General features: G+C 68.6%; 17 protein-coding genes and 1 pseudogene. 13 read left to right on the top strand and 5 right to left on the bottom strand.

Annotated features, from left to right (window positions below; all coding sequences use genetic code 11):
* The first annotated feature begins 40 nt into the window (after positions 1-40).
* Genes AC3WOE_RS09975 through AC3WOE_RS09985 form a run of 3 tightly spaced genes read left to right on the top strand, consistent with a single transcriptional unit; the run spans position 41 to position 5,494 of the window.
* Positions 41-898: a translesion DNA synthesis-associated protein ImuA gene (locus AC3WOE_RS09975; RefSeq protein WP_492690127.1), complete on the top strand. Its 858-nt coding sequence runs from the start codon at positions 41-43 to the stop codon at positions 896-898.
* The gene (locus tag AC3WOE_RS09980; protein ID WP_492690128.1) at positions 867-2,159 is read left to right on the top strand and encodes a Y-family DNA polymerase; all 1,293 of its coding nucleotides are present in this window, start codon (positions 867-869) and stop codon (positions 2,157-2,159) included. The genes AC3WOE_RS09975 and AC3WOE_RS09980 overlap by 32 nt, the downstream gene beginning before the upstream one ends.
* A complete protein-coding gene (locus tag AC3WOE_RS09985; RefSeq protein WP_492690129.1) occupies positions 2,156-5,494 on the top strand; it encodes an error-prone DNA polymerase in 3,339 nt (1,112 codons plus the stop codon). The genes AC3WOE_RS09980 and AC3WOE_RS09985 overlap by 4 nt, the downstream gene beginning before the upstream one ends.
* Positions 5,495-5,503: 9 nt before the next feature.
* On the opposite strand, the gene AC3WOE_RS09990 is transcribed toward AC3WOE_RS09985, so the two are convergent.
* Together AC3WOE_RS09990 and AC3WOE_RS09995 are read right to left on the bottom strand one after the other, a co-directional pair.
* Positions 5,504-5,884: a nuclear transport factor 2 family protein gene (locus AC3WOE_RS09990; RefSeq protein ID WP_492690131.1), complete on the bottom strand. Its 381-nt coding sequence runs from the start codon at positions 5,882-5,884 to the stop codon at positions 5,504-5,506.
* Positions 5,885-5,910: 26 nt separating this feature from the next.
* Entirely contained in the window at positions 5,911-6,663 is a 753-nt protein-coding gene (locus AC3WOE_RS09995) for an SDR family NAD(P)-dependent oxidoreductase (protein WP_492690132.1), read from the bottom strand.
* 182 nt (positions 6,664-6,845) lie between these two features.
* On the opposite strand from AC3WOE_RS09995, the gene AC3WOE_RS10000 reads away from it, so the two are divergent.
* Both AC3WOE_RS10000 and AC3WOE_RS10005 read left to right on the top strand, forming a co-directional pair.
* Positions 6,846-7,799, top strand: coding sequence for a LysR family transcriptional regulator (locus AC3WOE_RS10000; protein ID WP_492690134.1), 954 nt, complete (start codon positions 6,846-6,848; stop codon positions 7,797-7,799).
* Positions 7,800-7,961: 162 nt separating this feature from the next.
* Positions 7,962-10,142 carry a hybrid sensor histidine kinase/response regulator gene (locus AC3WOE_RS10005; RefSeq protein WP_492690136.1) on the top strand — a complete coding sequence of 727 codons (2,181 nt, stop codon included), beginning with the start codon at positions 7,962-7,964 and terminating at the stop codon, positions 10,140-10,142.
* A gap of 6 nt (positions 10,143-10,148) precedes the next feature.
* Here AC3WOE_RS10005 and AC3WOE_RS10010 read toward each other — a convergent pair whose 3' ends face one another.
* The gene (locus AC3WOE_RS10010) at positions 10,149-11,318 is read right to left on the bottom strand and encodes an alkane 1-monooxygenase (RefSeq protein ID WP_492690137.1); all 1,170 of its coding nucleotides are present in this window, start codon (positions 11,316-11,318) and stop codon (positions 10,149-10,151) included.
* Positions 11,319-11,465: 147 nt separating this feature from the next.
* Here AC3WOE_RS10010 and msrP point away from each other — a divergent pair, with 147 nt between their 5' ends.
* From msrP to AC3WOE_RS10050, 8 genes and pseudogenes are all read left to right on the top strand, one after another.
* A complete protein-coding gene (gene msrP, locus AC3WOE_RS10015) occupies positions 11,466-12,434 on the top strand; it encodes a protein-methionine-sulfoxide reductase catalytic subunit MsrP (RefSeq protein ID WP_492690139.1) in 969 nt (322 codons plus the stop codon).
* Positions 12,434-13,045 (top strand): protein-methionine-sulfoxide reductase heme-binding subunit MsrQ, encoded by a 612-nt coding sequence (gene msrQ / locus AC3WOE_RS10020; protein ID WP_492690140.1) that lies wholly within the window; start codon positions 12,434-12,436, stop codon positions 13,043-13,045. The genes msrP and msrQ overlap by 1 nt, the downstream gene beginning before the upstream one ends.
* A 39-nt stretch (positions 13,046-13,084) precedes the next feature.
* Positions 13,085-13,624 (top strand): annotated as a pseudogene (locus AC3WOE_RS10025) (NAD(P)/FAD-dependent oxidoreductase); the annotation flags it as partial.
* A 312-nt stretch (positions 13,625-13,936) separates the two neighbouring features.
* Positions 13,937-14,335 (top strand): dihydroneopterin aldolase, encoded by a 399-nt coding sequence (locus tag AC3WOE_RS10030; RefSeq protein ID WP_492690328.1) that lies wholly within the window; start codon positions 13,937-13,939, stop codon positions 14,333-14,335.
* Between the two features lie 133 nt (positions 14,336-14,468).
* Positions 14,469-15,395: a tRNA 2-thiocytidine(32) synthetase TtcA gene (gene ttcA / locus AC3WOE_RS10035; protein WP_492690142.1), complete on the top strand. Its 927-nt coding sequence runs from the start codon at positions 14,469-14,471 to the stop codon at positions 15,393-15,395.
* 220 nt (positions 15,396-15,615) lie between these two features.
* On the top strand, positions 15,616-16,239 hold the full coding sequence (locus tag AC3WOE_RS10040; protein WP_492690144.1) for a DUF4136 domain-containing protein: 624 nt from the start codon (positions 15,616-15,618) through the stop codon (positions 16,237-16,239).
* A gap of 61 nt (positions 16,240-16,300) precedes the next feature.
* Complete coding sequence (glmU, locus tag AC3WOE_RS10045; RefSeq protein ID WP_492690146.1) at positions 16,301-17,674, top strand: bifunctional UDP-N-acetylglucosamine diphosphorylase/glucosamine-1-phosphate N-acetyltransferase GlmU; 1,374 nt, start codon at positions 16,301-16,303, stop codon at positions 17,672-17,674.
* A gap of 119 nt (positions 17,675-17,793) precedes the next feature.
* Positions 17,794-18,213, top strand: a complete 420-nt coding sequence (locus tag AC3WOE_RS10050) for a hypothetical protein (RefSeq protein ID WP_492690149.1) — start codon at positions 17,794-17,796, stop codon at positions 18,211-18,213.
* 60 nt (positions 18,214-18,273) lie between these two features.
* Here the strand turns inward: AC3WOE_RS10050 and AC3WOE_RS10055 are convergent, their stop codons facing one another.
* On the bottom strand, positions 18,274-19,440 hold the full coding sequence (locus AC3WOE_RS10055) for a BON domain-containing protein (protein WP_492690151.1): 1,167 nt from the start codon (positions 19,438-19,440) through the stop codon (positions 18,274-18,276).
* A 148-nt stretch (positions 19,441-19,588) separates the two neighbouring features.
* A complete protein-coding gene (locus AC3WOE_RS10060) occupies positions 19,589-20,434 on the bottom strand; it encodes a phytanoyl-CoA dioxygenase family protein (RefSeq protein ID WP_492690153.1) in 846 nt (281 codons plus the stop codon).
* Between the last annotated feature and the right edge of the window lie 47 nt (positions 20,435-20,481).

Here is a 20,481-nt window from a genome sequence, read left to right on the forward strand (position 1 = left end):
ATTGTGATCTCATCCAAGCTCCGGTTTCTTCCCTCCGGCCATGCTGCCCGCCTCCGTCGCCCTTTCTGCCGCCGCCCCTGTTTCATCCACTTCCGGCCCTTTGCCGCTGGACGACGCCCGCCTGCAAGGCCGGCTGTGGCGCGGCAGCAGCCTGGGGCAGACGGTCGATCCCACCCTGGCCAGCGGCTTCGCGGCACTGGACGCCGAACTGCCCGGCGGTGGCTGGCCGCTGCGCGCCGTCACCGAAGTGCTGACACCTCAACCCGGCGTGCTGGAGTGGCGGTTGCTGGCCCCGGGTCTGCGCAACTGGTGGGCGGCCCAGGCCCTGCCGGCGCCCACGCCCGGTCGCCGCCAACGCGTCACCCCGCCCGGCCTGCGCTCGCTGCTGCTCGTCAACCCGCCGCATGCGCCGCATCTGCCTGGCCTGCTGGCCCTGGGCCTGCCGTCGTCGGCCCTGATCTGGGTGTCCGCGGCCGCGCCGGCCCAGGCGCTGTGGGCCGCCGAACAGGCCATCAAGTCACGCGTGGCCGTGCTGGCTTGGTTGCCCGAAGCACGGCCCGAGCAGATCCGCCGCCTGCAGGTCAGCGCCCTGAGTTCGGACGCACCGGCCTTCCTGGTGCGGCCCGAGCGCGTCGGCCAGCAGTCCTCGGCCGCACCGCTGCGCCTCGTCGTGCAGCCGGGCGAAGGCTGGGACCTGGCCGTGCACCTGCTCAAGCGACGCGGGCCGGCCTTCGAGGGCTGGCTGAACCTGTCCGCCGTGCCGGGCGCGGTCGAGCCGCTGCTGACGGCGGCCAAGCGCAAGCCCTTGCCTGCACCGCTGCCGGCGCCCTCGTCCGAACCGGTCGGCCTTCCGATGGAGCGCAACGATGCGCTGGCTCGCCCTGTGCTGCACGCCTGATGCGCCCGAAGGCGACCGCGACGCCCTGGCCTGGCTGGCGCTGAGCTTCACGCCGCGCGTCGCGCGACTGGAGGAGGCCGTCGTGGCCGAGGTGTCGGGCAGCCTGCGGCTGTTCCGCGGTGCCCGCGCGCTGCGCCAGCGGCTGCAGGCACGGGCGACCGAAGCGGGGCTGGCCCTGGGGCCCATGGCCTGGGCGTCGACGGCCCTGGGCGCGCTGGCCCTGGCGCGCTCGAGTGACTCCACGCCTGGCGCCTTGAATGAGCGTCTGGACGCCCTGCCGCTGTCGGCCCTGAGTGCCGCCCAGGCCCATCACGCCATGCTGGCTCGCCTGGGCTGCACCCGTCTGGGCGAATTGCGCCATCTGCCGCGCCCGGCCCTGGCCCGGCGCTTCGGCCCGGCCCTGCTGAAGGCCCTGGACCAGGCCTATGGCGAGCTGCCCGAGGTGCACGACTGGCTGACCCTGCCTGATCGTTTCGACAGCCGGCTGGAGCTGCCCTACCGCGTCGAGCACGCGCCGGTCCTGCTGCACTTCGCCGAGACCCTGCTGCGCCAGCTCTGCGTCTTCCTCGCTGCCCGCCATGCCGGCATCCGCACACTGCGCCTGGCCTGGCAGTACGACGCCATGCGCCCGCGCGACGTGGCCGACAGCGGCGAGCTGACCGTGGCCACCGCCGACACGACGCGCGACTTGCCACGCCTGACGCGGCTGCTCGGCGAGCACCTCGCCCACACCGAGCTGGCCGCACCGGCCGGCGAAATCCGCCTCAGCGCCGACAGCGTGCTGTCGCTGGAGGAAGGCAGCGTCAGCCTGCTGCCCGGGCCGAGTGATCCCGCCGAGCGCGCGACGACCCATGCGCTGCTGGAGCGGCTGTCGGTGCGCCTGGGTGCCGAACAGGTGCGTGAAGGCCGGCTGCACGAGGACCATCGCCTGGACCGTATGCAGAGCTGGCACGCCTGGCCCGCTCCGGCGCCCATCGCCGTGCGCCCACCTCCAGGCCCCCAGCCCACCTGGCTGCTGCAGGCACCCCAGCCGCTGCGCGCCGATGCCCGCGAACAGCCGATGTACTGCGGCCCCTTGACCCTGGTCAGCGGTCCGCACCGCATCGAGGCCGGCTGGTGGCAAGGCGCCAGCGGCCTGCAGACACGCGACTACTTCGTCTACCGCAGCGCCGCGCGCGGCCTGCTGTGGGTCTATCACGAGCGGCCTTCATCGACCGCATCCGCCGCCCCCGGCTGGTTTCTGCATGGAGTGTTCGCATGACGCCTCCCCTGTCAGACCGCGACGAGAGGCTGGCCCTGTTGCGCGAGCAGGGCATCGCCTCGTCCGCCGAGCTGCGGCGCCGGGCCGACGGCGACCGGCCGATTGCCCCGACACCCCAGCGCGGCGACATCTCCCGTTATGCCGAACTGCACTGCCTCTCCGCCTTCAGCTTCCTGCGCGGTGCCTCAGAGCCGTCCGAGCTGGTGGAACGTGCTGTCGAGCTGGGCTACGAAGCCCTGGCCATCACCGACGAATGCTCGCTGGCCGGCGTGGTGCGCGCCCACAAGCAGCTGCGCGAGATGCGCGAGGCGGCCCACCACGAGTTGAAAGAGGCCGCGAAGCAAGCCGGCCTGCCCGACGACGACATCGAGCAACCCCAGCTGATGCAGTTGCTGATCGGCAGCGAATTCCTGGTCCGCGACGACACCGGCACGCCGCGCTTCAAGCTGGTGCTGATCGCGCAGAACCTCAACGGCTACGGCAATCTCTGCCAGTTCATCACCCGGCTGCGCCGCGCCAGCCCGGTCAAGGGCGAATACACCCTGCACTGGCGCCAGATCGCGCCCGAACAGCTGACCGACTGCCTGGCCCTGCTGGTGCTGCCGCGCGAGGCCTCGGACGCGGAGCTGGCGCCGGCGGCCCACTGGGTGCTGCGCCATTTCGCCGGCCGCGCCTGGATCGCCGTCGAACTGCTGCGTGAGGCCAGCGACGCGCTGTGGCTGCAGCGCCTGCAGGCCCTGTCCGACGAGACCGCCCTGCCCCTGGTCGCCGCGGGTGACGTGCACTTCCACGTGCGTTCGCGCAAGGCCCTGCAGGACGTCATGACGGCCACCCGCCTGGGCCGCACCGTGGCCGACTGCGGCTTCGACCTGCAGCCCAATGCCGAGCGCCATCTGCGCAGCCGCTACCGGGTTTCGCGCATCTATGCGGAAGAGCTGATGCGCGAGAGCCTGCAGGTGGCGGCGCGCTGCACGTTCCGGCTGGACGAGATCAGCTACCAATACCCGAGCGAGGTCATCCCCGAGGGCCTGACGGCCATGCAGCATCTGCGCGCCCTGACCTACGAAGGCGCGGCCCAGCGCTGGCCCGACGGACTGACGGATGAATGGCGAAGCCGCATCGAGCACGAACTCGAGCTCATCGAAGACCTGCACTACGAGCACTATTTCCTGACCGTTGCCGACACCGTCAGGTTCGCGCGCAGCCTGGACATCCTCTGCCAGGGTCGCGGCTCGGCCGCCAACAGCGTCGTCTGCTATTGCCTCGAGATCACGTCGGTCGACCCGGCCCAGAGCACCCTGCTGTTCGAACGCTTCATCAGCCGCGAGCGCAACGAACCGCCGGACATCGACGTCGACTTCGAGCACGAACGCCGCGAACTGGTCATCCAGTACCTCTACGAGAAATACGGCCGCGACCGCGCCGCGCTGACGGCAGTCGTCATCTGCTACCGGCCCAAGAGCGCCATCCGCGACGTCGGCAAGGCCCTGGGCTTCAGTGAAGAGCAGCTCGACCTGATGAGCCAGGACCACAGCGGCTGGTCCACCCAGGTGCTGCCCGAGGAGCACCGCGTCGAGCTGCTGCAAAAGCTCGGCCTGGCCGAGGACGACCCGCGCCTGCTGCAGCTCATCACGCTGGGCCGCCAACTCAACGGCCTGCCGCGTCATCTCTCGCAGCACGTCGGCGGCTTCGTGCTGACCCAAGGCCCGCTGGAACGACTCGTGCCCATCGAGAACGCGACGATGAAGGACCGCAGCGTCATCGAGTGGGACAAGGACGACATCGACGAACTGCGCATGATGAAGGTCGACGTGCTGGCCTTGGGCATGCTGACGGCCATCAAGCGCTGCTTCGATCTCCTCCAACCGGTGCGCGGCAAGCTCCACCAACTGGCCACCATCCCGCAGGGCTGCGAAAAAACCTACGACATGATCTGCGCAGCCGACACCATCGGCGTCTTCCAGATCGAGAGCCGTGCGCAGATGTCCATGCTGCCGCGCTTGAGGCCGCGCGACTACTACGACCTCGTCATCGAGGTCGCCATCGTGCGGCCGGGGCCCATCGAGGGCGGCATGGTGCACCCTTATCTGAAGAACCGCGCCCTGCCACCCGGGCAGGTTCCCTATCCCAGCGAGGAACTGAAGGCGGCCCTGTGGCGCACTCGCGGCGTGCCCATCTTCCAGGAGCAGGTCATGCAGATCGCCATGATCGCGGCGGGCTTCTCGGCCGGCGAGGCCGACCAGCTGCGTCGCGCCATGGCCGCTTGGAAGCGCCCCGGCGTGCTCGACAAGTACTACGACAAGGTCGTCAGCGGCATGCGCAAGAACGGCTACGAGGACGCCTTCGCCGAAAGCATCTTTCGGCAGATCAAAGGCTTCTCCTCCTACGGCTTCCCGGAGAGCCACGCCGCCAGCTTCGCTTTGCTCACCTACGTCAGCTCCTGGCTCAAATGCCACGAGCCGGCGGCCTTCCTGTGTGCGCTGCTGAACTCCCAGCCACTGGGCTTCTACACGCCCAGCCAACTGGTGCAGGACGCGCGGCGGCACCACGTCGAGGTGCGCGCCATCGACGTCAACCACAGCAACAGGTACAGCACCCTCGAACTCCGCGAAGGTGCACACCAACCGGCGGTGCGCCTGGGCCTGGGACTGGTCAGCGGCCTGGGCGACGAGGCCGCCGATCGAATCGAACAGGCCCGCGCCCGCGACGGCGAATTCGCCCACCCCCAGGACCTGGCCTTCCGCGCCCGCCTGACCCAGCAGGACATGCAGCAGCTCGCCGCAGCCGATGCATTGACCTCACTCGCCGGCCACCGCCGCCAGCAGGTCTGGCAGGCCTCGGCCCTTCATGCAGTCCCAGAGTTGCTGCAGGGCAGCCTGCTGCCCGAGGACGACCTCGCCCTTCCCGCCGCCGCCGAGGGCGAGGAGGTGCTGTGGGACTACGCCGCCACCGGCCTGACGCTGCGCCGCCACCCGCTCGCCCTGCTGCGCCCGCGCCTGGCCAAGCAGGGGCTGCTCAGCGCCCAGCAGCTCGACGGCATCAAGAGCGGTCGCCGCGCCAAGGCCTGCGGCATCGTCACCGGCCGGCAGAAGCCACAGACCGCCAAGGGCACGCTGTTCGTCACGCTGGAAGACGAGACCGGCAATGTGCAGGTCATCGTCTGGCCCCAGGTTTATGAAGCACACCGCAGCACCATCCTCGGCGCGCGGCTGCTGGCCGTCGAAGGCGTCTGGCAGCGCGGCGACGGCGATGTGCGGCATCTGCTGGCACAAGGCTTCACCAATCTGAATCCGCTGCTGGGAAGGTTGCCGACGGAGAGCCGGGATTTCAGGTGATGGGCGCACTCAGTCCTGCTTGAATGCCGCTGCTGCGGCTGCCGTGTCCAGGGCTTCGCGCAGGCGCTTGATCTTCCCGTTCTCGGCGATCAGTACCCCGGCATAGGTCTGCCGGTAGAGCTTGCCCGTGGCGGCGACGAGGGCCTCGACGGAATACTCGGCAAACACCTTGTCGGGCGTGTCGATCCAGACCTGCAGGTCCTTGAACCGGAAGTCGGGCACGCGCGTCAGGATGCCGGCCACCAGGCCCCGGATCTGCGCCGGGCCGACGGCACGGGCGTTGACCGTTGGCAGCTCGAGGATGCCGTCCTCCGCGAAGACGGCCGCCGCGGCGGCTGGGTCCTGGATGTTGTCCAGATAAGCCTTGAGGAGTTCGAGTGCGGTTGTCATGCTGTTCCTTGTTGGGGTGCGGGGGCTCAGACCTGGGCCATGCCGCCGTCGACGAACAGTTCGACGCCGTTGATGTAGCTGGCCGCGTCCGAGGCCAGGAAGGCCACCACCTTGCCGACTTCCGACGGCTCGCCGAGGCGGCCCAGCGGCACCTGGGCGGCGAGGTAGTCGAACAGGCCCTGACGCGTGGCGTCGTCCGGCGCCAGGCCACCCAGGCCAGGCGTGCGGATGGGGCCCGGGCTCACGGCGTTCACGCGGATGCCGCGATCCTTCAGGTCCAGCGCCCATGAGCGCGCAAAGTTGCGCACGGCGGCCTTGCTGGCGCTGTAGACGCTGAAGCTGGCCGTGCCGAGCACCGATGTCGTCGATGACGTCAGCACGATGGATGCACCGTCGGTCAGCAGCGGCAGCGCCTTCTGCACGGTGAACAGGACGCCGCGGACATTCGTGCCGAAGATGCGGTCGAAGTGTTCCTCCGTGATGGCGCCCAGCGGCAGCATGTCACCGCCGCCGGCATTGGCGAACAGCACATCCAGGCGGCCGGCCTTCTTCGCGATCTCCGCATACACCGTGTCCAGGTCGGCCAGCACCGAGGCGTCGGCGCGGATGCCGATGGCATTCGGGCCGACCTCGGCGACCGCCGCGTCCAGCTCCGCCTGTCGACGGCCGGTGATGAAAACCCGGGCGCCCTGGGCAGCCAATTCCTTGGCGGCGCCGAGGCCGATGCCCGAGCTGCCCCCGGTCACCAGGGCGATCTTTCCTTCGAGTTGCTTGTTCATGTTGAGCTCCGTTCAGATGAGGTTGAGAGGTGCGCCTCGTGGCGGCTGGACCTCCATCGGGAGGCGCCGTCGCTATCGGCATGGGCTCAATGTAGGAAAGCCGGATTGAAAGAAAAATAGATAAAGATGCAATTACTATCTATGCATATAGATAATCAAGGCGAACTCGAGGAGAAATCGGCATGGACCAGCTGTCGGCGATTCGCGCCCTCGCGAGAGTCATCGAGGCGGGCAGCTTCACGCGGGCGGCTGATTCCCTGAGCATGCCCATCGCCACCGTCAGCAAGCTGGTGCGCGACCTCGAGGGCCATCTCGGCGTGCGCCTGCTGCAGCGCACGACGCGGCGCGTGACGGTGACGCCGGAAGGCGAGGAGTACTACGCCAAGAGCGGCCGGGTGCTGCGCGACCTCGAGGACATCGACGGGGCGTTCAACATGGCGCGCGGCAAGCCCCGCGGCCAGCTTCGAGTCGACGTCGGCGGCTCCACGGCGCGCGACGTGCTGATCCCCGTGCTGGCGGACTTCATGACGCGCTACCCGGACATCCGCATCGATCTCAGCGTGTCGGACCGATCGGCCGACCTGATCGGCGACAAGGTCGACTGCGTGATCCGCGGAGGGGCGATGGAGAGTTCTTCCCTGGTGGCGCGCCGGCTGGGCGAAGCCGTGATGATCACCTGCGCAGCGCCGGCCTATCTGAAGCAGTTCGGCACGCCCGCCTATCCCGACGAACTCAAGAACGGCCATCGGCTGGTCTGCTACGTGTCGAGCAATACCGGCAGGCCCTTCCCCTTCCGCTTCGAGCGCGATGGCAAGCCGACGGAGATCAAGGTCGACCACCGCGTGGGCGTCAACGAGAGCAATGCCCACCTTGCAGCCTGCGTCGCTGGCCTCGGCATCGTCCAGACATTCGGCTACGCGGCCGCCTCGGCGCTTCGCGACGGCTCGGTGGTGGAGATCCTTCACGACTGGCGCCCGGCGCCGTATCCGTTTCAGCTCGTCTATCCGCAGGCGCGGCACGTGACGCACCGCCTGCGCGTGTTCATGGACTGGCTGCTCGAGGTCTTTCCCCAGCGCGTGGCGGAATGCCCCGACCCGAAACCACGCGCCGCGGCAGCGGCCAAGTCGAGAAGGTAGCGACGGGCCTGGCTGCATCCAGCCGAACCGCGATGACGGCTCCCAGCCTCAATCCGGCGCTCGCCTTGCAGCGACTTTCCGCATCCCGGCCCTTGCCGCCTCACACCTAGAATTTGACCAACAGTTCCATTGCCCAGGGGTGAGATGCGGATCCGGACTCGGTTGCTTGTCGTCGTGTTCGGCGTGTGGCTGGCTGCCGCGGCGGGTTTCGGCCTTCTGACATGGAATCTGCATCAGCAGAAAACCGAAGCCGACCTGCATCAGGTCCAGGTTTTCGCCGAGGGCATCAACACCCTGGTCGAGCGCGAGCTGGACAAGCGCGCGGTACTGGCGCGCTCGCTGGCGGCTTCCAGGGCCGTTCGTGACGGTGACTTCGCCCGCTTTCACGAGAACGCGACGATCGCGACAAGAGGAACCGACAACTGGGCCCTGCTGGTGGAACCCGCGACGCTGAGAGCCAACACGCTGGCGCCGTTCGATCCGGAGCCCATCGCACGCACGCGACCCCAGCCTCTCACGCAGTCGGAACCGAAGATCGTGTTCGTGCCCAAGGGGCCCGTGTCCGGCAAGCCGGTCATCACCGTGACCGTGCCCGTGCCCGACATGGATCCGCAAAGCTACAACGTCGGCGTCGCCTTCGAGCCTTCCAGCATCCAGAAGCTGCTGCGCGAAGCCGCCGCCTCCCCCTCGACGCTGGTCTCGGTCGTCGATGGCGACCAGATCATCATGGCCCGCTCACGCGATCCGGAACGCTGGATGGGCCTGTCGGCCTCCCCTTCGTTCAAGAGCCGCATCCTCGAGGGAGGCGTCGGTTTTGCGGACTCCACGACGCTGGACGGCACCTCCTCGCTGACCTATCTGACGCGCCCGAATGCCTACGGATGGTCGGTCGTCGTTGCGATCCCGCGCGCACAGCTGACCGCTGCCGCGTGGGCTGCGTCGGCGAAGGCCATGGGCGCTTCAGGCTTCTTGCTGCTGGTGCTGCTGGTGAGCGCCCTCTACGGCGCCAGAGCCATCAGCGATGCCGTGGAGAGCCTGAGCCGGGCCGCGGCCGATCTCGGCAGCAACCAGGTGCCTGAACGGCTGCACTCGGGGGTGCAGGAGTTCGACGATGTCGCCACGGCCTTGCACGAGGCAGGCCTCAAGGCGCACGAGGCGACGGCCTTGCTGGAGCGCCGCGTGGAGGAAGCCGTCCGTGCCGAAGCCGAAGCGCAGGCCAAGTTGCTGCAGAGCCAGAAGCTCGAGCTCGTCGGCCGCCTGACCGCCGGTGTGGCGCACGACTTCAACAATCTCCTGCAGACCATCACGACGGCGCATCAGGTCCTGAAACTGCGCGTGACAGGCGAGAAAGAACAGAAGACGCTGAGCGCGGCCGTGCGCGCGACGTCCAAGGCGGCGGACCTCGTCAAGCAGATGATGATGTTCGGCCGCGTGCAGACCCTTGAGCCTTCACTGCTCAATATCACGGATGCCGTGCTGAAGGGGCACGAACTGACCAGCAAGGCCGTGGGCGCCGGCGTCACCCTCACGGCAACCATCGATCCCGGCCTGCCGCCGGTGTTTGTCGACGAGACCCAGTTCGACATGGCCCTGCTGAACCTGGTGTTCAACGCGCGGGATGCCATGCCCACCGGTGGGAGCATCAAGGTGTCCGCCCGCCTGGCGCGCCAGGATGAAGTTGAAGGCCTGGCGGACGGCCGCTATGTCTGCCTGGAGGTGACCGACGACGGCGCGGGCATGAGCAGCGAGACGATGGCCCGCGCGTTCGAGCCCTTCTTCACGACCAAGCCCGTGGGCTCGGGAACGGGCCTGGGCCTGGCCCAGGTCCATGCGTTCGCGCTCCAGTCCAGCGGCAACATCAAACTGTCCAGCAAGCCCGGCGAGGGGACGCGGGTCTCGCTCTACCTGCCGGCGGCTTCCAGCGACCAGAGCGCACCGGCGCTCCCGGTCCCGACACCGGTTGCCGAAGCCACTGCCCCCTTCAGCTTGCTGATGGTGGAGGACGATGCGCTGATCGCCTCGGTGGTCTCGGCAGCCCTTGGCGCGACGGGGCACCAGGTCCGGGTTTGCCACAGCGCGGATGAGGCCATCCAGGCGCTGCTCTCCGAAGAACACTTCGACGTCCTGTTCTCCGATGTCGTCATGCCGGGATCGATGAATGGCGTCGATCTGGTGAACTGGGCCAAGGCACAGCGGCCGACGATGGCCGCCGTCGTCGCCACCGGCTACGCAGACAACGTGAGTGCGATCAGCGTGCCCGTGATCCGCAAGCCCTACGAAATCGAGACGCTGCAGCGTGGCCTTGCCGAAGCGGTTCGGCTCATGCAGGCCGGTGCACCCTGACCCGCCTCAAGACGCCTGCGCCCGCCACGACTTTTCGTATTTCTGGTGCGCCCCTGGCTGCACATTTGCGCTTTGCAACTCCCCGCCGTAATGCCCCATCACCCTCCGGTCCATCAACCGGAACCACAGTGGTGGCACATAGGCCACCAGCAGCAGGCCGGCATAACCGCTGGGCAGCTGTGGCGCCTGCTCGAAATGCCGCAGAGCCTGGTAGCGCCGCGCCGGGTGGGCGTGGTGATCGCTGTGCCGTTGCAGGTGATACAGGAAGAGGTTGGACATGCGGTGGTTGCTGTTCCACGAATGCTCGGGCGCGCAGCGCTCGTAGCGGCCGTCAGGACCGCGCCGGCGCAGCAGGCCGTAGTGCTCGATGTAGTTCACCACCTCCAGCAACTGGATGCCGTAGGCCGCCTGCACCAGCAGGAAGGGCAGCACCGCCCAGCCCAGCCAGACGATCAGACCTGAATAGAGCACCCCCGTCATGGCCCAGGCTTGCAGGCACTGGTTGCGCCAATGCCAGGGGCCATGGCCGCGGCCGGCCAGGCGCTCGCGCTCCAGGTTCCATGCCGAGCGCAGGCTGCCCAGCACGGTGCGGGGCAGGAAGGCCCAGAAGCTCTCGCCCAGGCGCGCGCTGGCCGGGTCCTCCGGCGTGGCGACGCGCCGGTGGTGACCGCGGTTGTGTTCCACGAAGAAATGGCCATAGGCCACCGGCGCCAGCACCAGGCGTGACATCCAGCGCTCCCAGGCGGCGTGCTTGTGGCCGAGTTCATGGGCGGTGTTGATGGCCACGCCATTGATGCCGCCCACCGTCAGCACCAGGCCCACAAGGCCCACCACACCCAGGCCGCCGTGCATCGCCAGCCAGACGCCGTGCAGGGTCAGCCCGAACTGCAGCGGCACGAAGAGCAGCAGCACGGCGAGATACCAGCGGTCGGCCTCGAGCGCCGCGACCTGGGCCTCGGGCGGGTTGCTGCGGTCCTCGCCCAGCACGGTGTCCAGCAGCGGGATCAGCGTGTACATGACGCCCGGCAGCAGCCACAGCCAGAAAGCGTCGCCGCTGCGGTCGGCCTGCCAGACGTTCAGCCAGGCCAGCCCCGGAAACAGGCCAGACAGCAACCAGGCGTAGCGCTTGGTGTCACGCCAATGCAGGGGAGCAGGAGCCGACAGGGTGGCAGGCATGACGGCATGCTCGGCCGCCGGGCTGCGGCAGTCAAGGACAGCAACAGTCGGGTTTACACAGGACCTCGTACGGGGGAACGCCTGCCGGTGTAAGTTCCACCCATCCCCGGCCGACCGAACCGCCAGCCTCACCGAATCGCACACCCCATGCTGATCAAGACCCCCGCCCTCCACGAGCCGCTGTCCAGCGAGATCACGCCGCGCCGCGTCTACCTGAACCGTCGCACCGCCCTGGCCGGCCTGGGCCTGGCGGCCACGTCACCGCTGGCCCTGTCCCAGGCCGCACCGGGCGGCGGCAAGTTGCCCAAGCTGCCGGGGGCCCGCTCGGCCGTCCCCGGCGCGCTGGTGATGGAGAAGATCACCAGCTATGCCGACGCCACCTCGTACAACAACTTCTACGAATTCGGCACCGACAAGTCCGACCCCGCCGCCAACGCCCACACGCTGAAGCCGCGGCCCTGGACGGTCAGCATCGAGGGCGAATGCGCCAAGCCGGGCCGCTACGACCTGGACGCCCTGCTCAAGCTCGCGCCCATGGAAGAGCGCGTCTACCGCCTGCGCTGCGTCGAAGGCTGGAGCATGGTCATCCCCTGGGTGGGCTATTCGCTGAGCGAAATCATCAAGAAGGTCGAGCCCACGTCCAAGGCCAAGTACGTCGAGTTCACGACGCTGGCCGACAAGGCGCAGATGCCCGGCGTGCGCTCGGGCGTGCTGGACTGGCCCTACATCGAAGGCCTGCGAATCGACGAGGCCATGCACCCGCTGGCCCTGATGGCCTTCGGCATGTATGGCGAGGTGCTGCCCAACCAGAACGGCGCGCCGCTGCGCCTGGTGCTGCCCTGGAAGTACGGCTTCAAGTCGGCCAAGAGCATCGTCAAGATCCGCTTCGTCGAGAAGGAGCCCATGTCAAGCTGGACCAAGGCGGCCCAGCAGGAATATGGCTTCTATTCCAACGTGAACCCCAACGTGGCTCACCCGCGCTGGAGTCAGGCCACCGAACGCCGCATTGGCGAGGACGGCCTGTTCGCCAAGAAGCGCCCGACGCTGATGTTCAACGGCTACGAGGCCCAGGTGGGGCAGCTCTACGCCGGCATGGACCTGAAGCGCTACTACTGATGAAGTCCGCGTTGACGCGCGCGCTGCTGAAGCCAGCGGCGAAGGTGGTGCTGTTCCTGCTTTGCCTCGCGCCCCTGGCCTGGCTGGTCTATGGCGCCTCTGCCAACCAGCTCGGCGCCAACCCGGCCGAGGCACTGATCCGCCGCCTGGGCGACTGGACGCTGCGCGGTCTGTGGCTGACCCTGGCCATCACGCCACTGCGCGAGCTGACGGGCCTGGCCGCGCTGGCGCGCTTTCGCCGCATGCTGGGCGTGTTCACCTTCAGCTACGCCACCCTGCATCTGCTGGCCTATGGCTGGTTGGACCAGGGGCTGGACCTGGCCGTCATCGCCGCCGACATCGCCAAGCGGCCCTTCATCCTGATGGGCTTCACGGCCTGGGCGCTGATGCTGCCGCTGTTCGCCACCAGCTTCAACAAGGCCATCAAGGCCTTGGGTGCCAAGCGCTGGCAAGCCTTGCACAAGGCCATCTACGCCATCTCCGTCATCGCCTTGATGCACTTCATCTGGATGCGCGCCGGCAAGCACAACTTCGCCGAGCCGGCCGTCTATGGCGTGATCCTTGCCGCGCTCCTGGGCTGGCGCCTCTGGAAGCGGTTGAGCAGGAAATAGCCCCGGCTGGGATAATCCGGCGCTTTGCCCGGCCACCCCATGCCCGACTCCACTTCCATCGACGTTGCCATCCTCGGCGGCGGCCCCGCGGGCTGCAGCGCCGCGTCGTGGCTGGCGCAGCTGGGGTTGTCGACGCTGCTGGTCGAGCGCGAACCCCAGCTCTGTGCCGCCTTGCGCAGCCTGGATTTCCGCCAGGACTGGGTGCTGGGCCAGCCCGCCGCCGCGCTGACCGATCTGGCACTGAATTACGCGAACCAGGTCCAGGCCACGCCCGGCATCACCTTGCGCCTGGGCAGCACGGCCGAATCGGCCCGTCACGCCGCCGGCGCCTGGACCTTGCAACTGGCCAGCGGGGAGCATGTGCACGCTCGCGCGCTGCTGGTTGCCACCGGCCTGCGACTGCTGAAGCCGGCCCGTTACTTCGCCGTGCCTCACCCGCGGGTGCTGGACGCCACCGCGCTGACCGCCCGTCGCGAGTCGCTGCCCGCCGGGCGCGTGCTGGTGCTGGGCGCCGGTGACAACGCGGCCGAGAACGCGCTGTTCCTGGCCGACCGCGGCAGCGATGTGACGCTGTGGGCGCGTGGCAGCTGGCGGGCGCAAGTCCATCTCATCAACCGCGTCGAGGCCCATCCGCGCATCCAGCTGCGCCTGGCCACGCCGCTGCCCGACGGCCTGCGACCCGACGACAGCGGCGTCACCGTCGGCGACGAGCGCTTCGATCTCGTCGCCGCGCTGCTGGGCTTCGAACCCGAGCCCTCGGCCTTTGCTCTGCTCAGCGAGCACGACCGCCCCCACGCCTTTGTCGCCGGCGACGCCAGTGCCCGCTGGCACCCTTGCGTGCAGACGGCCCTGGCTGACGGTGTGCAGGCCGCCAAGCTCATCGAGCAGGCGCTGCGTCCCGAAGCCGCGGCGGCCGCGCCGCAGCGCTTCAACAACCGCCAGGTCATCCACCTGCAAGGCCTGCGCTTCAAGGCCAATCTGGGCATCCTGGACTTCGAGCGCACCGGCCCGCAGCCCATCCAGGTGGATGCCGAGGTCAACCTCGGCGCCCTGCCCATCGTCGCGCGTGACGCCGACATCGGCCGCGTGCTGGACTACCGCCGCATCCGCGCGGCCATCATCGACGAGTGCACCACCGAGCACACCGACCTCGTCGAAGCCCTGGTGGGCAAGCTCAGCAACCGCCTGATGAGCCTGACCGGCGTCGTCGGCGTGCGCGTGAAGCTGACCAAGCTCGAAATCTTTCCCGACTGCGAAGTTGCAGTCAGCTCCGAAACTGGAATCTGGTGAAGAACGAGCCCACCCCCTACCGGCTGCGCCGGCCCCCTCAAGGGGGCGCTGTCAGTGGCCTGGCAAAGCCAGTTCCACGACAGCCGCTGGATGATTCGGCAGGCACCAAGCGCCCGCCTCTGACGAGAACGCCATGACCACCATGAACACCGACGTGATTGACCTGGACCAAGCCGCCGCCGAAAAGAAGGCCGCTCACGAAATCAACAAGCTGTCCAAGCGCCTGCACCGCCAGGTCGGCCAGGCCATCACCGACTTCAACATGATCGAAGACGGCGACAAGGTCATGGTCTGCCTGTCGGGCGGCAAGGACAGCTACGCGATGCTGGACATCCTGCTCAACCTGCAGCAGCGTGCGCCCGTCAAGTTCAGCCTCGTCGCCGTCAACCTCGACCAGAAGCAGCCCGGTTTCCCCGAGGAGGTGCTGCCCAACTACCTGCGTTCGCGCGGCGTGGACTTCCACATCGAGAACCAGGACACCTATTCCATCGTCAAGAAGCTCATCCCCGAGGGCAAGACGACCTGCAGCCTGTGCTCGCGCCTGCGCCGCGGCATCCTCTACCGCGTGGCGGGCGAGTTGGGCGCCACCAAGATCGCGCTGGGCCACCACCGCGACGACATGGTCACGACGCTGTTCCTGAACATGTTCTTCGGCAGCCGCATGAAGGGCATGCCGCCCAAGCTGGTCAGCGACGACGGCAAGAACGTCGTCATCCGCCCGCTGGCCTATGTGAAGGAGCCCGACCTGGTGCGCTGGGCCGAACACCGCGAGTTCCCCATCATTCCCTGCAACCTGTGCGGCAGCCAGGAGAACCTGCAGCGCGTGCAGGTCAAGGCCATGATCAACGAGTGGGAAAAGCGCTACCCGGGCCGCATCGACAACATCTTCACCGCCATGGGCAGCATCGTGCCCTCGCACATGATGGACAAGAAGCTCTTCCCCTTCGAGACCATGAAGGCGACGGGCGTGGCCGATGCGGGCGGCGACATCGCCTTCGACGACGATGAATCTTGCGCCACGCCGTCGCCGACCGCTTCGGTGATCACACTGCAACGCTAGGGCGACGCAAAACAGGCCACTCACTCGTCGGGCATCTCAGCTTTGGGCGGCCTGCTGCGTTGCAAATCCTCGTCGGGCAACCAGCCCGACTCCGGTTTGCGCCTTGCATCCCATCCCAAACCTGAGCGCCCGCCGTCGCGGTGACCTGTTTTGCGCCGCCTTTACATGAGGGCAATCTGGCGGGGCCAGAATGCCTCCATCGCCAAGATGGAGGTGTTCCATGAACCGCCGCCTGATTCTTTCCACGCTGGCCGCCGCCTCGGTCGTCGCCATCACCGGTTGCACCGGTCCCTACACGGTCTCCGCTGACGTCTCCAGTTATGGCAGTTGGCCGGCTGACCGCAAGCCCGGCAGCTATGCCTTCGATCGCCTGCCTTCGCAGCAGCAGAGCGAAGAGGCCGCCAAGCGCCAGGCCACGCTGGAAGAGGCCGCCAAGGCCGCGCTGGAAAAGGCCGGCTTCAAGCCCGCGTCCGACGCCAAGAGCGCCGACGTGCTCGTGACTCTCGGCGCCCGCGTCACCGCCTATGACCCCGTGCCTTGGGACGACCCGCTGTGGTGGCGCTGGCGCGGCCGCCTGATCTCGCCGCGCTATGGCTATGCCCCGGGCTGGGGTGGCTTTGGCTGGCGCCAGGATCCCTTCTTCGACCGCCGCTACGACCGCGCCGTGGCCCTGCTGATGCGCGACCGCGCCAGTGGCGAAGCCCTGTTCGAGACCCATGCCAGCAACGAGGGCATGACCATGGGCAGCGAGGCCGTCATCGCCAATCTGTTTGACGCCGCCCTCGCCGAGTTCCCCAAGGTCAACCCCAAGTCGCACCGCGTGGCGGTGCAGGGCATGCGCTGAAGCTGGCGCCCGCCTGCCCATAATCGCGACTTCGTCAATAAAACGTAGTCGCAAGGCAGGCATGGCGCTCAATATCGTGATCATGGCGGCGGGCAAGGGCACCCGCATGAAGTCCGCAACGCCCAAGGTGTTGCACAAGCTCGCCGGCCGTTCCCTGCTCGGCCATGTGCTGAAGAGCTGCGAGCCGCTGACCGCCGCCGCCCGCATCGTCATCACCGGCCATGGCGCCGACCAGGTCGAGGCGGCCGTCGCCGGCGTTTCCTTCGTGCGCCAGATGCCCCAGCTCGGCACCGGCCACGCCATCCAGCAGGTCGTGCCCGCCCTGGTGGGGGAAGGCACGACGCTGATCCTCAACGGCGACGTGCCCCTCATCGAGACCAGCACCGCCAAGGCCCTCATCGACGCCTGCGCCGGCCATGCCCTGGTGCTGCTGACCGTCGACCTGGCCGACCCCACCGGCTATGGCCGCATCATCCGCGACCCCGACGACGGCGGCGTGCTGGCCATCGTCGAGCACAAGGACGCCACGCCCGAGCAGCGCCTCATCCACGAGGGCTACAGCGGCATGATGGCCGCGCCCACCGTGGCGCTGAAGCGCTGGGTCGGCCAGCTGACCAACGACAACGCCCAGGGCGAGTACTACCTGACCGACATCGTCGCCATGGCCGTCGCCGAGGGCCTGCCGGTGCTGGGCATCAAGGCCCACAACGAGATCGAGGTGCTGGGCGTCAACGACCCGGTGCAGCTGGCCCAGCTGGAGCGCGCCTTCCAGCTCCGCCAGGCGACGGCACTGATGCATGCCGGCGTGCGCCTGGCCGATCCGGCCCGCTTCGACCTGCGCGGCACGCTGAGCCATGGCCAGGACGTCGAGATCGACGTCAACTGCGTCTTCGAGGGTGACGTGAGCCTGGGTGACGGCGTGCGCATCGGCGCCAACTGCGTCATCCGCAACGCCAGGATCGCTGCCGGCGCCCGCATCCACGAATTCACCCACATCGACGGCGAGGCCGCCGGCGCCAGCGTCGGCGAAGGCGCGCTGATCGGCCCCTTCGCCCGGCTGCGCCCCGGTGCCCAGCTCGGCGCCGAGGTCCACATCGGCAACTTCGTCGAGGTCAAGAACTCCACGCTGGCCAAGGGTGCCAAGGCCAACCACCTGGCGTATCTGGGCGACGCCACCGTCGGCGAGCGCGTCAACTACGGCGCCGGCGCCATCACGGCCAATTACGACGGCGCCAACAAGCACCGCACGACCATCGGCGACGACGTACATGTGGGCTCCAACTGCGTCATCGTGGCCCCGGTCAAGCTGGGCAACGGCGCCACCATCGGCGGCGGCTCCACCATCACCAAGGATGTCGAAGCCGGCAGCCTGGCCGTGGCGCGCGGCAAACAGGTCGCCATCGCCGGCTGGACCCGCCCGACCAAGAAGCGTTGAATAGAAGCCGTCCCGTGACTTAGTTCCGGCGATTGCGTCACGACGCCGGGAATCGGGGGACGCCTCCCGACCCGGCCCGCCGTTACGATGGCCCCGACTCAAGAACGCCGCAGTACCTCATGGCCCACGAACTCGACTTTGCCGCGCTCTCGCTGGACGATGCCGTCCCGGCCGATCTCGGCGCCTATGAGATCAGCCAGGCACGCAGCGAGGCCGACGCCCGCAACCGCGCCCTGGAACTCAAGGCCCAGGCCTGCGACAACGCGGCGCAAGCCTGCTGGTATCTGGCCCGCAGCCTGGGCGCCGCGCGCGACCTGCCCCAGGACGGCGAAGCCAGCCTGGAGCTGCTGTTCCAGCTGATCGGTGCCCTGGCCGACCTGCCCTCCGACATCGCCGCCGCACCCCTGCCCGAAGTCGTCGGCGGCCGCGAGGACGGCATCACCGAACTCTGCCTGCAGCTCGAGGCCGCCCGCGAGGTGACCGAGGAAGCGCTGATCGACGCCGAACTGGCACCGGCTCGCAGCCAGCACTGCCACTGAGGCTCGACGCCTCAAAGCAAAAGGCGCCCCGAGGGGCGCCTTTTTCATGCCGGCAGCAGCTTACTGTTGCAGGCCGGTCGCCTGGCTGACGACCGTCGGAGGCGGCAGGGTCAGGCGGTTGTCGACAGCCTTCACGCCGGTGGCCGACGAAGCGACGACGGTAGCGCGTTCACGCGTCTGGCTGTCGGGCGCCTGGCCTTCCAGCTTCACGACGCCGTGGTCGGTGCTGACGGCAATGGGTACCGCAGACAGCGCCACGTCGGCGGCCAGGGCCATGCGCACCTTGGCGGTGATGCCGCTGTCCTCGGCCTGCGGCACGACCGGCTGGGGCACGGGCTGGGCCTGGGCCAGGGGCGGCGTGCCCGTGGCAGCCGAGCTGGCGGCCGCGTCAGGCGTGGTGGAGGCGACAGGCGGGATGGCAGCCGGCGGTGCCACGATGGGCTGCGGCGCCGTCACCGGGCCGGCCGAAGTCGGCGGCATCACGAGGGGCGCCGAGCCGGGCGGCACGCTCAGCGGCTGGGCGTCAAGCGGCGCGGCAGCGACCGTCGTCGGCGGTGGCAGGGTGGGTGCCGGCGTGGTCGGCGCGGCGCGCTGCACCAGATCCGGACGCGGCGAAGGCGTCGGGGCCTGGGCCAGGGTCCGCGACTCGGCAGCCGGGCGGCTGGTCGTCACCGGCAGCCCCAGCTTGGCCGGAGCCGGCTCAACAGCCTCGGGCTTGGCGGGCGCGGCAGGCGTTGCCTCCGCCACGGCGGTGGTGGCGGCCGTGCTGCTGTCCAGAACCTGCGATGCGGCGGGCGCCTCGGGCGCCGGAGTGGCTTCGGCCACCTGCGTCGGCTGTTCGGCGCTGCCCACCACGAGAGCAGGCGGCGTCACGGGCGCCGGGCTCGGACGGTTGATGGCCCAGATCGCGACGGCGGCAATGATGGCGGCGCCGGCACCGGCCGGGATCATCCAGCTCATCTGGCGGTCACGCTGGAGGGCGGCTGTCGGGGCAGGAGCCGCTTGGGGGCGCACATAGGCCGGTTCGGCGCGTGGCGCTGCAGCCGCCGCATTCAACGGTGCGTGGATGTCGATCTTGGCGCCGGCACCGCTGGGCTTGAATCGCGCCGGGCCCACGGCCGGCCTGGCCTGGGCGGCGGGTTTCAGGGCGTCGGGCAGATGATCGGGCCGGGTCTCTTCCAGGTGGCTGGCCCAACCCTCGGCGTGCATCGATTTCGGAAATTTCATCTTGGCCTCCAGATCGTCGTTGTCGACGTTTGCGGTGGAGACCACTTTGAGGTGACTCGGGCCCGGTCCATGCCGGTGCAGGCTCCCTCGTCTTGTAGGACAGCGGGCGGGGGATGTATGGATTTGTGAGAGCCGTCGGCTTGCCGTGTCAGAAACCGCGTACCGGCAAGGTCTCGTCACGCTGTAGCCAATTGCGTGGCGAATAGCGGCTGGCGCCGTCGGTCACGTGCAGGGTGTAGGCATGGCGCGACCTGGCCGAGCGATTGGCCGCCGAGTAATGCGGCAGCAGGCCGTGGAAGACGACGAGGGAACCGGCCTCGACTTCCAGCGGGATGGCCTGCCTGGAATCCGCCGCCGGCCAAGGCGTCGCGTCGACCTGCTCCATCCAGGCCCTGCGGCCTTCGCGCACAAAGCGCTCGCGCAGCACGCCGCGCTGGCCCTTGTGGCCGCCCGGCTCCGTCCACAGGCAGCCGTTCTGCAGCGTCGCGTCTTCCAGCGCGAACCAGAAGGTCGTCACCGTGATGGGGTCACTCTCGAAGAAGCTGGCGTCCTGGTGCCAGCGCACCTCGCCACCGATGCCAGGCTGCTTGAAGATGAACATCGATTGCCAGACCTGGGGCCTGGCCAGGCCGAGTTCGGCGGCCACGCCGCGCAGGGCCTCGCCCTTGGAAAAGGCGCTGAAGACGGGATCGAGGTCATGCATGGCATGGCCGATCTTGTTGATGGCCAGTTCCTTGGGCACGCGCAGCTTGCCCTGCGCGTCGAAGGCCTCCTCCTCGAAGAAGCAGCGCATCTGGTCGCCGCTGTCGATGAAGTAGTCGTCGACATGGCGCTGCTGCTCCTCGGTCGTGAAGACGGGCCGCTGCTCGCCGGGGTCGAAGGCGTCGACGAGGTCCAGGGCGCGCTGGCGCAGCGCGGCGATGTCGGCGGCCGTCTTGAAGCCGGGGATGACGAGATAGCCCTGGTCGGCGTAAAGGGTGGCGTCAATAGTCATGAGGATGCGTCCGAAGTTGTGCGGATTGTGTGGCTGGCGCGAGGCGC

The sequence above is a fragment of the Roseateles sp. FW305-36 genome (assembly GCF_058787015.1).